This window comes from Rhodoferax sp. SPJ21 (genome assembly GCF_058216335.1).
The window spans coordinates 952,851-965,350 of record NZ_JBYZMO010000001.1; the positions used below are offsets into that span (position 1 = coordinate 952,851).

Below are 12,500 nucleotides of genomic sequence, written 5' to 3' on the forward strand. Positions count from 1 at the left end.
AAGGACTCCGTTGAAAAAGATGGTGAAGAAGAAAAGGAAAACAGGAATGGCCCGCAGTGTCGGACGCCTACAGGCATCCTTCAACATGCTATAGCCGTCAATCGCAGGCCCCGGCGCGTGCGCCGCTCGGTGAGATGGTCGCAATCGGCCATCAGCATGGACAAGGAAACACCCAGTGCGTTGGCCAGTTTTTCGGTGGTGACGATGGAGGCAATCGCGCGGCCCCGCTCGATCTCACCGACGTACGAACGGTTCAGGTCCGCGTGCTCGGCCAGTTGTTCCTGTGACCAGCCACGCGCCTCGCGCAGCTGACGCACCGCCTGGCCCAGGCTTTCGACAATCGCACTCATGCGGGTACAGGCTCGGGCACGGTGCGGGGCTCTTGCCGCGCACTGGCCTGGGTGACATGGGCGCCACGCGGCACGTCTTGCGTCACCCACACATTGCCGCCTATGGTCGCTCCCTGGCCCAAGGTCACACGGCCAAGCACCGTGGCGCCCGCATAGATCACCACGTCGTCTTCCACGATGGGGTGGCGCGGTTGGCCCTTTTCCAGGTGGCCCTGGGCATCGGTATAGAAGCGCTTTGCGCCCAGCGTCACGTTCTGGTACAGGCGCACGCGCTCGCCTATCACGGCGGTTTCGCCAATCACCACGCCCGTACCGTGGTCGATGAAAAAGCCGGCGCCTATGCTTGCACCAGGATGAATGTCGATGCCCGTGCTGCTGTGTGCCAGCTCGGCCACAATGCGCGCCAGCAAAGGCAGGCCTTGGCGGTACAGCTGGTGCGCCAGGCGGTGGTGCACCATGGCCAACACACCGGGGTAGCAAAGCAGTACCTCGTCCACACTGCGGGCTGCCGGGTCACCGTGGAAGGCGGCCAGCACATCGCTGTCGAGCAGGCGGCGTATCGCCGGCAAGGCCAGTGCGAACTGCTGCACCACCTGGGTCGGCTGGGTGCCTGCGGGCACGCCATCCACCAAACGCAGCTCCAGACGCACCTGCGTCAGCAGTGCATGCAGGGCCGCATCCAGGGTGTAGCCGACGTAAAAGTCTTCGCTCTCCTGGCGCAGATCCACCGGGCCTAGGCGCATGGGAAACAGCACGCCTTTGAGCGACTCCACAATGCCCGCCAGCGCATCGCGCGACGGGAACTCGCGGCCACCCGGCTCGCTGGAGCGCCTTTGTGCCGCCCGCCATTCGCTGCGCACGCCGTGCAAGGCCTGCACCACGCTATGGGTATCAAAGACAGGGCTGGCCATCAGTCTTGCACCCAGGGCAGTTGGTGGAAGCGCCAGCCATCACTGCCGCCACGGTGCTGCTGCGCATCGATCTCGCCCTCGAAACCTTCCAGCACGTTGAACACCGATGTAAAGCCGGCCTTGGTGGCGGCTTCTGCGGCCAGGGCCGAGCGCTTGCCGCTGCGGCACAGCAGCAAAACCACAGCATCCTTGCCGCCCGCCAGCTTGGCCTCCAGCTCGCGCACAAAGCGCGGGTTGCGCGTCAGGCTGGTGCCGGTGGCCCAGGGCACGTGCACGCTACCCGGCACATGGCCCACAAACTTGCGCTCCTCGAAGGTTCGCACATCCACCAGCTGCACCTGCTCACCAGCCAGCAGGTGCCATGCCACCTGGGGAGAAACGCCTCCGGCGTAGGGCAGGCCAGCAGCGCGCGCCAGAGCTTGCGCAGATACCAATTCGGGGGGGAGACTGATCACATCAGCGGTAGCGGAAGACATAGCAACTCCTGTTCTAAAAAACACCGTGCGCCTGCAAAAACCGTCTGCAGGCATCTTTGTGGAGCCACTTTATGGCGATAGCCACCAAAGGCGAACGACTAAAAAGTCAGTTCTAAACACGAAAAACATCTATGGAGCTGCGCCCACTTACTTCAGAGCGGAGATCTCCCGGCTCTTGATCAAGCGCGAGCGCAGGATGTTGCGGCTGATGCCCAGCAGCTTGGCGGCCTGCACCTGGTTGCGGTGGCAAAAGTCAAAGGCCGTGCGCATCACCGTGTCTTCGATCTGCTCGAACAGGCTCTCATGTGGCTCGTTGAAAAGCTGGCGCAGCACGGCCTCCAGCGCCTGCTGCGGCCCGTCGGCGGCAGCCTCGGCTTCATGGTTGCGGCGCTGCAAGCCCAGGGTGGACATCTGCAAATCGTCGGCACCCAAGACATCGTGGCGGCAGATCAGCAGGCCGTGGTGGATCACGTTTTCCAGCTCGCGGATATTGCCGGGCCAGTTGTGCTCGCGCAGCTTGCGTTCGGCGCCCGGGTCCATGCGTACCGGGCCATAGCCCAGGCGGTTGCGGTATTCCTCGATGAAATGGCGGGCCAGCGGCAGGATGTCGCCGGGCCGCTCACGCAAAGTGGGCAGGGCCAGTTGCACCACGTGCAGGCGGTAGAACAAGTCTTCACGGAAGTGCCCGGCGGCCACTGCATCCTGCAGACGCACATTGGTGGCCGCCACGACCCGCACGTCTATGGGTATGCTCTTGCGCGAACCCAGGCGCACCACCTCGCGCTCCTGCAACACACGCAGCAGCTTGACCTGGATGGACAGTGGCAGGTCGCCGATTTCATCCAGGAACAAGGTGCCACCATTGGCTGCTTCAAACCAACCCGTCTTGGCGGTGAAGGCGCCGGTGAAAGCGCCTTTCTCGTGACCAAAAAGCTCACTCTCGACCAGCGTTTCCGAAAATGCCCCGCAATTGACAGCCACAAACGGGCGGCCACGCCGGCTGCTCAGGTCGTGCACATGGCGGGCAATCAACTCCTTGCCGGTGCCGGTCTCGCCGATGATGAGCACGTTCGCGTCGCTGGGCGCCACCATGCGGATGCGCTCCAGCAAGGCCACCGAGCGCGGGTCTTCAAACACCTGGGCCGTGGCGCGGATGGAGGTGGTGTGCTTGCGCGGGTCGGGCAGGGTTAACAGGCGGGGCGTATCCCAATCGGCGTCCGGTTCTTCGGTGGCAGATACGCTGTACACATGGCGGGAGTAGGAGTTCATGAGTAAAAGCTCGGCACAGGAAATTGCTGTTTGAGGGCCCATTCACCGATCTCGCGCAGCTTGTAGGCCACAGGGTCGTGCAGGGTGTGGGTGCGCAGGTTGCGCCAGTGGCGGTCCAGCCGCAGTCCACCGTGGGTGGCACGGGCACCGGCCACATCGAACATGCGGGTACAGATGTCCAGCCCGGTGTGCGTAGCTGACACCTTGGCGGTCGCTACCGCCAGCGCCACGTGGCCACGCTCGGACGCAGTCAGCGCATCGCCGCGCTGCCAGGCTTCGTCCAGCCGGTCGGCAGCGCGGTCGGCCAGCACGCGCACGGCCTCCAAGCCCACCCAGAAGTCACCGTAGTGGCCCAGCACATAGGGGTCTTCGTCCACATGCGCGACCTTGGCCGCATGCCAGGGCCGCGACTCCTGCAAGGTGTAGCGGCGCGCGTCGCTAAAGGCCGCCTCGGAAATACCCAGATAGACGTTCGCCAGAATGAGCTGGGACACCAGCGGGCGCAGGCAGGCGAAGGGGGTGGACAGAGGCCCGGGGTCCAGCAACATTTCGTGCTGCTCCACCCGCACCTTCTCGAACGTGACGCTGCCGCTGTCCGTCTGGCGCTGGCCGATGTTGTTCCAATCAGGCGCCACCGAGATGCCGCTGCGGCCGGTGGGCAAGGCCGCCACCAACAGCGCACCGCTGCCCTCCTCGCGCGCCGAAGCGACCAGCATCTCGGAATCCAATGCGCCGGAGCAAAAGCTTTTTTGCCCGGTGAATTCACGCCAGCTGCCTTGCTCGCTGCTGGTGGTGCGGTCGTCCAAAGGGTTCAGCGCGTTGCCCCAGAACCAGTGGCGGCGCGCGGTTTGCTCAAACCAAGGCTGCCACTGTTGCGGCCGGGCAAACAGGCGCACCGTGGCCAGCATCAGATGGTGGAAGCCAAACACATGGGCCAGGGAACTATCGGCCTGCGCCAATTGCCGCACCGTATCCAAGGTCTGTCGCCAACTGGCGCCCATACCGCCAAACTCCTGCGGGATGCTCAGTGCTAACAGGCCACTGGCGCGCAGGGCGTCACGCTCGGCTTTGGGTGTTCCGCCGCGTGCATCGCGCTCGGCCGCCGTTGCAGAAAATGCCTCCATCAAGCTTTGTACAGTATGCGGCCCAGAAGACGGATCGGGCACGCCATCCGTTTCAAAACTGTCGGGTGCCATCTGCACCGTTGAAGCAAGAGCCACGATCGGAAACCTCGGTTGCTGCGGTCAAAACAAGAAGCTGCCGGGTTTTTGAAAACCAGCAGCCGCAGCAGCATTGCTGCTCTGCCAACATATTCTGTGGGCTACAAGGGCTTGCGCTTGGAAGGCTTTTGCATATGCATACACGGCCTGCTTCTGAGCCAGCAGACCAACACTGTATGACCCGCAAAAACCCAGCACAACTGGTGATGCGCTGCTGCTACAGCAGCACAAAACAGGTGATTACCGCCAGCCGCACAGGTATTGCGGCACTGGCACGCTACCTGCTGATTTGCCTGCTTGAATCCCCACCCTCCAAAGGCACAAGCATGCAGATCTTCTGGTTTCTTCCCACGCACGGTGACAGCCGCTACCTGGGCACAGCGCACGGCGCGCGCACCGTCAGCCACCACTATCTGCGCCAGGTGGCGCAGGCCGCCGACGAGCTGGGTTTTGAAGGTGTCTTGATACCTACCGGCCGCTCTTGTGAAGACTCGTGGGTGGTGGCCGCATCGCTGGCGCCTTTCACCGAGCGCCTGAAATTCCTGGTGGCGATACGCCCCGGCATCATCTCGCCCACCGTGTCGGCGCGCCAGGCCGCCACGCTGGACCGCTTCTCCAATGGCCGTCTGCTGATCAATGTCGTTACCGGCGGCGACCCGGACGAGCAGCACGGCGATGGCAGCTTTTTAACGCATGCTGAACGCTATGAAGTGACGGACGAATTCCTGCGTATCTGGCGCGGCGTGGCAGCAGGAGAAACCGTCAACTTCAGTGGCAAGCACCTGCGCGTGGAGAACGCCAAAACCCTGTACCCACCGGTGCAGAAGCCCTATCCACCGCTGTGGTTCGGTGGCTCGTCCGAAGCGGCAATTGCGCTCGCCGGTGAACAAGTGGACGTTTACCTGACCTGGGGCGAGCCCCCGGCCGATGTGGCCGACAAAATCGCCAAAGCGCGTGCGGCGGCGGCACTACACGGACGCACTCTGCGCTTCGGCATACGCCTGCATGTGATCGTGCGTGAAACCAGTGAAGCCGCCTGGCGCGCGGCGGACGAGCTGATATCCCACGTCACCGACGAGACCATTGCCGCAGCGCAAAAAGCCTTCGCGCGCTTCGACTCGGTAGGCCAGCAGCGTATGGCCGCGCTGCACGGTGGGCGCCGCGACAAGCTCGAAGTCTCGCCCAATCTGTGGGCCGGCGTGGGCCTGGTGCGCGGCGGCGCGGGCACGGCGCTGGTGGGCAGCGCCGAAGAGGTGGCGGAGCGCATCAAGGAGTATGCGGCGCTGGGGATTGAGACCTTCATCTTCTCGGGCTACCCGCATCTGGAGGAGTCGTACCGCGTTGCAGAACTGCTGTTCCCCTTGCTACCATTGGCCCATGTGCGCCCGGCCGGCACCGCCAACCTCACCGGCCCGTTTGGCGAGGTAATTGCCAACGACATCGTGCCACCGGCATCCCGCGTACCCAAGCCAGAGGAGACCACCGCATGAAGCATTTCCAGTCCGAGACAGGCGAGGCCCGCGCGCCCTGGCAAACCCAGGTAGAAACCGCCGTACAGGCTCTGGCGGCCACCGCCGTGGAGCGCGACCAGCGCGGTGGCACGGCCAAGGCCGAGCGTGACCTGCTGCGCGCCAGCGGCCTGCTGGGCCTGAGCACACCTGCCGCGCTGGGTGGCCTGGGCGCTACCTGGCAACAGACGCTGGAGGTGGTGCGCCAGTTCGCGCGTGTGGACAGCTCCGTGGCCCACCTGTTCGCCTTCCACCACCTGCTGCTGGCGACCACCCAGCTTTTTGGTAAACCAGCACAGTGGCAACCCTGGATCGAGCAGACGCTGGCACAACGCTGGTTCTGGGGCAATGCGCTGAACCCGCTGGACAAATCCACCCGCGCCGAGCCACAGGATGGCGGCTACGTATTCCACGGGCGCAAAAGCTTTTGCTCCGGTGCCAGCGATTCGGACATGCTGCTGGCATCCGCACTCGACCCTGCAGGTCGCCTGTTGATAGCCGTGGTACCCACGGAACGCAAGGGCATCACCGTGCTGAACGACTGGGACAATATGGGCCAGCGCCAGACAGATAGCGGCAGCGTGCTGTTTGACCAGGTCGAAGTGCGCCACGCAGAGCTGCTCACCGACCCCGGCCCGCTGTCCACCCCCTATGCCTGTCTGCGCCCGCTGCTGGCCCAACTGATACTGGCCCATATTTACCAGGGCCTGGGCGAAGGCGCGCTGGCCGAGGCCCGCCAGTTCACCCTGCAACAGGGCCGGCCCTGGATGGCGTCCAGCGCTGCATCCCCCAACCAGGACCCGTACATCCTGGCCCACTACGGCGATTTCTGGCTCGGGTTGGAGGGCGCGCGCGTATTGCTGCAGCACGCCGCCCAGGCCTTTGACCAGGCCTGGCAGCGGGGCACGGCCCTGACCGAAGCCGAGCGCGGCAGCGTCGCTATCGCAGTCGCAGCGGCCAAGGTCGCCACCACCCGCGCCAGCCTGGACGTGGTGCACAAGATGTTCGAAGTCACCGGCGCACGCGCCACCACCGCTGCCCTGCGGCTAGACCGCTACTGGCGCAATCTGCGCGTGCACACCCTGCACGACCCGGTGGACTACAAGGTGCGCGAACTGGGCGACTGGGTGCTGAACGAGCAACTGCCCAAGCCCAGTTTCTATTCCTGACCGACAGAAGCTCCCGCATGCAGCGGGCCCACTGCGCAAGCGGTGGGCCCGCTTTCACTTTGTGCCGTGCTTGTTCGGCAGCAATCTGTTTGCGATGTGCTGCGGACACAGCAGACCACGCACCTCAAAAAATCATAAGCCATTGATTTAAAAGGATAAATCTTCTGGCACGGCAATCGCTTATATGCAATGAGTCGCAAATATCTGGCGGCTTCTATATAGATGGCATATCAAACCCTTTACCGCAGCAACGCCTTATGACCAGCACGCACCCTGGCGTCACCAGCAAGCCACTACTCCAACTGCGCGATGTGTCTCTGAGCTTCAAAGGCGTGAGCGCCGTGAACGCGCTGAGCTTCGACGTAGCCCCAGGCACCATCTGTGCGCTGATAGGCCCCAACGGCGCGGGCAAAAGCTCCTTGCTGAACGTGATTAACGGCGTCTACAAGGCGGACTCGGGTGATGTGGTGTTCGCCGGCCAACGCTTTGAAGCCATCCATCCGCTGAAAGCCGCACGTCTGGGCATTGGCCGTACCTTCCAGCACAACGCCCTGTTCAGCCGCCTAAGCGTGCTGGAAAACGTGCTGGCCGGCTACGCCCGGCACGGCACGGCCAGCTTCCTGGAAAACGTCTTCCGCCTGGGCCGCGACCGGGCCGAGCGCCGCGCCGCACTGGCCCAAGCCCAGCGCACCATCGCCTTTCTGGAGCTGGCGCCTTTCACCCACACCGTGGTGTCCACCCTGCCCTACGGCATCCAGAAACGGGTAGACCTGGCCCGCGCGTTGATGGCCCAACCCACGCTGCTCTTGCTGGACGAGCCCATGGCCGGCATGAACCACGAAGAGAAGCTGGAGATGAGCCGCTTCATTCGCCAGATCAACCAACAGCTGGCCACCACTGTCGTGCTGATCGAACACGACGTGGGCATCGTGATGGACCTGGCCCAGCACGTAGTGGTGCTGGACTACGGCCGCAAGATTGCCGACGGCCGCCCGGACGAGGTGCGCAACCACCCCGACGTCATCACCGCCTACCTCGGCACCGTGCACTAGGAGCCCGCGCATGTCCTACTTTCTGGAAACCCTGTTCAGCGGCCTGTTTGCCGGTGCCATGTACGCGCTGGTGGCCATTGGCTTCGTGCTGATCTACAAGGCCTCGGGCGTATTCAACTTCGCACAAGGCGCAATGCTGCTGTTTTCAGCGCTGACCTTTGTGACGCTGCTGGAACACCAGTTCCACTTTCTGATCGCCTTGCTATTGACCGGCGTGGTCATGGTCGCCATGGCATGCGCGGTAGAGCGGCTGGTACTGCGCCCGCTGCGCAACCGCGACCCGCTGACCCTGTTCATGGCCACTCTGGGCCTGAGCTATTTCATCGAGGGCCTGGCCCAGTTGCTGATGGGCAGCGACGTGCACATGCTGGACCTGGGCATACCCGACGTGGCCATCGACTTCCACGGCATCTCGGTCAGCCAGTACGACATTGCAGCCTCGGGCATTGCCTTTCTGCTGGTGGTCGTGTTGTCCATCGCCTTCAACAAGACGCGCATGGGCGTGTCCCTGCGGGCCGTGGCCGACGACACGCTGGCAGCCCAGTCCATAGGCATAGGTCTGCCGCGCATCTGGCGCATCGTTTGGAGCGTGGCCGGCTTTGTGGCCCTGGTGGCCGGGCTGGTGTGGGGCGGGCGGCAGGGCGTGCAGTACTCGCTGTCGCTGGTCACGTTGAAGGCCTTGCCCGTGCTGATCATCGGTGGTTTCTCCTCGATTCCGGGCGCGATTGTGGGTGGGCTGCTAGTCGGGGCCACCGAAGCCCTGGCCGACATCTACATCGGCCCGCTGGTCAACGGCAGCGTTTCCACCTGGTTTGCCTACATCCTGGCCGTGGTTTTTCTGCTGGTGCGTCCCGCCGGCCTGTTTGGCGATTTGAAAATTGAAAGAGTCTGAGCATGAGTGCCCTCCCCTCCTCCATTCCAGCAGCGCCGCTACCCACACTCTTGCAGCCTCCATCGGCACCGGCCCAGTCGCTGGTGAACGCGGGCGTGGCGGCGGCTGCACTCGCTGCCATACCGCTGCTGTTCAGCGACTACTGGCTGAACTCCATCCTCATTCCCATCGTCATTCTGGGCCTGGCCGGCATTGGGCTGAACCTGCTCATGGGCTTTGCCGGCCTGGTATCGCTGGGCTCGGCGGCCTTCATGTCCATAGGTGCGTTTGCCAGCTACAACTTGCTACTGCGCCTGCCATTGCTGCCGCTACCCGTTGTGCTGGTGCTGGCGGGTTTGATTGCCGCAGCCGCAGGCGTGTTGTTCGGCCTGCCGGCTCTGCGTATCAAGGGCTTCTACCTGGGTGCCTCTACGCTGGGCGCGCAGTTCTTCTTCGAGTGGCTGTTCACCAACTTCCACTGGTTCTCCAACGACAGCCAGTCGCTGACCATCTCGGCGCCCCGGCTGGAATGGCTGGGCTACGCCATCCAGTCCGCTGCCGACCGCTACCTGCTGGTGCTGGTAGTCACAGCGCTACTCATCGGCCTGGCCTATGCCGTGTTGCGCAGCCGAGTTGGCCGCGAATGGATGGCGATACGCGACATGGACACCGCCGCTGGCGTCATCGGCATCCAGGTGGCCCGGCGCAAGCTGCAGGCCTATGCCGTCAGTTCGTTCTTCCTGGGCATTGCCGGTGCGCTGTGGGCCTTTGCCTACCTGGGCACAGCGGACTCGCACGCCTTCAACCTCGACAAGTCGTTCCAGATCCTGTTCATCGTGTTGATTGGCGGCAGCGCCACCATCTGGGGCAACTTCCTGGGCGCGGCCTTCATCGTGTTCACACCGATTTTGCTGAACCGCTTGGCCGAAGCCGGCAGCCTGTCATTCATTGCCGACCAAGGTGCGCTGGCCAATGTGCAGCACCTGGTGTTCGGCGCGCTGATTATTTTCCTGCTCATCAAAGAGCCCGACGGGCTCTCCAGCCTGCTGCGCAAAGGTTTCGCCCGGCTGCCCTGGCGCCGCGCCACCCCATGACACCCTGCGCAGCGTGACGTCCGCTGCGCAGGCCCTACCACCGACGTTGCATCCAAAACATACCAAACGGGAGAGATTGAAATGCCATTGCTTCACACCCTGCTCAAGGCAGCAGGACTGATTGCCCTCACAGCCAGCGTGCTGGCCAGCCCGGCCCAGGCCGACGAGGGCACGGGCCAGCAGCTGTATCCGCTGTTCACCTACCGCACCGGCCCGTATGCGCCGTCCTTCATACCCTTTGGCGCGGGCAACATCGACTACCTGCGTTACATCAACGAGGTGGAAGGCGGTGTGGACGGCGTGAAGATCCTGGTGCAGGAATGCGAAACCGCCTACACCATCGAGCGCGGCATTGAATGCTACGAGCGCTACAAAAACGGCTACAAGGGTGCGCTGACCGCCGCCATCTACCCCCACTCCAGCGGCCTGGACGTGGCGCTGACCGACAAGGCCCGCATTGACAAAGTACCCGTCGTCAGCCCCGGCGGCGGCCAGAACATTGCCACCGACGGCCGCGTCTTCCCCTACCTCTACCCGCTGGTGTTTGACTACTGGAGCGAGGCGCAAATCATCGTGGACTTCATCGCCAAGCAGGCCGGCGGCTACGACAAGCTCAAGGGCACCAAGATCGCCACGCTCTACCACGACTCGGGCTACGGCCGCGACACCATCGAGCCGCTGGGCATCCTGGCCAAGAAGTACGGTTTTGAGGATATCCAGATCCCCGTGCCGCACCCGGGCGAACAACAGCAGGCGCAGTGGCAGCAGATCAAGCGCGCTGGCGCGGACTGGGTCTTTCTGCGCGGCTGGGGCGTGATGACGCCCGTCGCACTCAAGACCGCAGCGCGCGTGGGCTTCCCGGCCAACAAGATCATCGGTGACATCTGGAGCGGCTCCGAGGACGACGCCCGCCCCGCAGGTGACGCTGCCAAGGGCTACCTGGCCGTGTCGGTGTTCCCGCCCGGCGTCAACTACCCGGTGCTGGAAACGCTCAAGAAGAAGATCCTGGACGCCGGCAAGAGCGACCTGAAGGACAAGTCCAAGTTCGGCACCGTCTACTACAACTACGGCGTGGTCGAAGCCATCACCTTCGTGGAAGCGCTGCGCGTGGGCCACAAGAAGTTCGGCAACCGCCCGCTCACAGCCGAAGAGGGCCGCTGGGCGCTGGAGAACCTGAACATCGACGACAAGCGCCTGGCCGAACTGGGCGCCAAGGGCCTGATCAGCCCGCTGAAGACCACGCCCGACAACCACAAGGGTGAAAGCATCGCCGCCAAGATCATCCAGTGGGACGGCAAGGGCTGGCTGACCAAGAACGACTGGATCACGGCCGACAGCACGCTATTCGCCCCGGTCATCAAGGCCAAGGCCGCCGCCTACGCCAAGGAAAAAAGCATCGCCCTGAACAACTAGCAGTCCCCACCCGCCAGGCCCCGCGTGGGCCTGGCAAACACAAGGCAAACAAGCATGAGTGAAACCCCATCCCGCTTTCTGGAGCTGCGCCAGGTGCAGGCCGTCTATGGCGCATCCGTAGCAGTGCGCGATGTGTCGCTACAGGTGCAAGCCGGCTCTATCGTGGCCCTGCTGGGTGCCAATGGCGCAGGCAAGTCCACCACGCTGAAAGCCATCTCCAACCTCCTGGGGCCAGAACGTGGCCGCGTCAGCCAGGGCAGTATCCGCTGGAATGGCATCTCCATCGACCAGCTTTCCGCAGCGCAACTGGTGCAAGCCGGCGTGGTGCAGGTGCTGGAAGGCCGGCATGTATTTGCCCAGCTCTCGGTCGAAGAAAACCTGCTGTCTGGCGGCTTTCTGCACAAGCCTTCACGCGCGCTGTTGCAGCAGCAGCTGGAGCAGGTCTACCAGTGGTTTCCACGCCTGCGCGACAAACGCAGCACCAAGGCTGGCCTGACCTCTGGCGGTGAACAGCAAATGGTGGCCATAGGCCGCGCGCTGATGACCCAGCCTAAGCTGGTGCTACTGGACGAGCCCTCCATGGGCCTGGCGCCCATCATCGTGCAGGAGATTTTTGAAATCATCCGCCAGCTCAACAGCACGGCCGGCGTGTCCTTTCTGCTGGCCGAGCAGAACGCCAACCTGGCGCTGCGCTACGCCGACTACGCCTACATCCTGGAGTCCGGCCGCGTCGCCCTGGAAGGCCCGGCCAAAACCCTGCTGGCACGCGACGACGTGCACGAGTTCTACCTGGGCGCCGAACTGGCGCCCGCATGAGCGGGCGATGAAGTCACCCTGGCCTGGGACCTGGAAAGCACCCGCCTGTTCGACCTGCGCAGCGGCCTGCGCTGGATGCGCCCAGCTGCTACCGGGATACGGCGGCGCTGCAGATCTCTACATGAGAAGTGGCTGTAGCGCAGGTAATACCTGCGTAAGAAGCTATGAAAAGCATAGTGATACGCGCGTTAAAGATGGCCGAGATCGCCGCGTATGTCACAGCAGCGCGTGGCATGCAGTGCCATCGCAGCCAGCCCGGCCAAGTAGTACTACTTAGGCACAAGCGATAGTATGCAATCTGCCCAGCTCTTACATAATTTGTACACAATCCGGCGCAAAAGTGCGTTAGGT

The 12,500-nt window shown here is 63.5% G+C and carries 12 protein-coding genes; 7 read left to right on the forward strand and 5 right to left on the reverse strand.

Features of this window, described 5'->3' with window-relative positions; translation table 11 throughout:
* Positions 1-80 precede the first annotated feature (80 nt).
* The 5 genes from AC4BBN_RS04255 to AC4BBN_RS04275 form a co-directional block, all read right to left on the reverse strand.
* Positions 81-350 carry a helix-turn-helix domain-containing protein gene (locus tag AC4BBN_RS04255; protein ID WP_490590706.1) on the reverse strand — a complete coding sequence of 90 codons (270 nt, stop codon included), beginning with the start codon at positions 348-350 and terminating at the stop codon, positions 81-83.
* Entirely contained in the window at positions 347-1,261 is a 915-nt protein-coding gene (epsC, locus tag AC4BBN_RS04260) for a serine O-acetyltransferase EpsC (protein WP_490590707.1), read from the reverse strand. Before epsC ends, AC4BBN_RS04255 begins: the two co-directional genes overlap by 4 nt.
* A complete protein-coding gene (locus AC4BBN_RS04265) occupies positions 1,261-1,737 on the reverse strand; it encodes a rhodanese-like domain-containing protein (RefSeq protein ID WP_490590708.1) in 477 nt (158 codons plus the stop codon). Before AC4BBN_RS04265 ends, epsC begins: the two co-directional genes overlap by 1 nt.
* Positions 1,738-1,884: 147 nt before the next feature.
* Positions 1,885-3,006, reverse strand: a complete 1,122-nt coding sequence (locus AC4BBN_RS04270; RefSeq protein ID WP_490590709.1) for a sigma-54 interaction domain-containing protein — start codon at positions 3,004-3,006, stop codon at positions 1,885-1,887.
* Positions 3,003-4,130 (reverse strand): acyl-CoA dehydrogenase family protein, encoded by a 1,128-nt coding sequence (locus AC4BBN_RS04275; RefSeq protein WP_490591385.1) that lies wholly within the window; start codon positions 4,128-4,130, stop codon positions 3,003-3,005. The genes AC4BBN_RS04270 and AC4BBN_RS04275 overlap by 4 nt, the downstream gene beginning before the upstream one ends.
* A gap of 422 nt (positions 4,131-4,552) precedes the next feature.
* On the opposite strand from AC4BBN_RS04275, the gene ssuD reads away from it, so the two are divergent.
* The 7 genes from ssuD to AC4BBN_RS04310 all read left to right on the forward strand — a co-directional run bounded on the left by ssuD (position 4,553) and on the right by AC4BBN_RS04310 (position 12,149).
* On the forward strand, positions 4,553-5,716 hold the full coding sequence (gene ssuD / locus AC4BBN_RS04280) for an FMNH2-dependent alkanesulfonate monooxygenase (RefSeq protein WP_490591386.1): 1,164 nt from the start codon (positions 4,553-4,555) through the stop codon (positions 5,714-5,716).
* Entirely contained in the window at positions 5,713-6,903 is a 1,191-nt protein-coding gene (locus AC4BBN_RS04285; protein WP_490590710.1) for an acyl-CoA dehydrogenase family protein, read from the forward strand. Before ssuD ends, AC4BBN_RS04285 begins: the two co-directional genes overlap by 4 nt.
* Before the next feature lie 257 nt (positions 6,904-7,160).
* Positions 7,161-7,955: an ABC transporter ATP-binding protein gene (locus AC4BBN_RS04290; protein ID WP_490590711.1), complete on the forward strand. Its 795-nt coding sequence runs from the start codon at positions 7,161-7,163 to the stop codon at positions 7,953-7,955.
* Between the two features lie 10 nt (positions 7,956-7,965).
* Positions 7,966-8,847, forward strand: coding sequence for a branched-chain amino acid ABC transporter permease (locus AC4BBN_RS04295; RefSeq protein WP_490590712.1), 882 nt, complete (start codon positions 7,966-7,968; stop codon positions 8,845-8,847).
* A gap of 2 nt (positions 8,848-8,849) precedes the next feature.
* Positions 8,850-9,920, forward strand: coding sequence for a branched-chain amino acid ABC transporter permease (locus AC4BBN_RS04300; protein WP_490590713.1), 1,071 nt, complete (start codon positions 8,850-8,852; stop codon positions 9,918-9,920).
* An 81-nt stretch (positions 9,921-10,001) separates the two neighbouring features.
* The gene (locus tag AC4BBN_RS04305) at positions 10,002-11,333 is read left to right on the forward strand and encodes an ABC transporter substrate-binding protein (RefSeq protein ID WP_490590714.1); all 1,332 of its coding nucleotides are present in this window, start codon (positions 10,002-10,004) and stop codon (positions 11,331-11,333) included.
* Between the two features lie 54 nt (positions 11,334-11,387).
* Positions 11,388-12,149: an ABC transporter ATP-binding protein gene (locus AC4BBN_RS04310; RefSeq protein WP_490590715.1), complete on the forward strand. Its 762-nt coding sequence runs from the start codon at positions 11,388-11,390 to the stop codon at positions 12,147-12,149.
* Positions 12,150-12,500 lie beyond the last annotated feature (351 nt).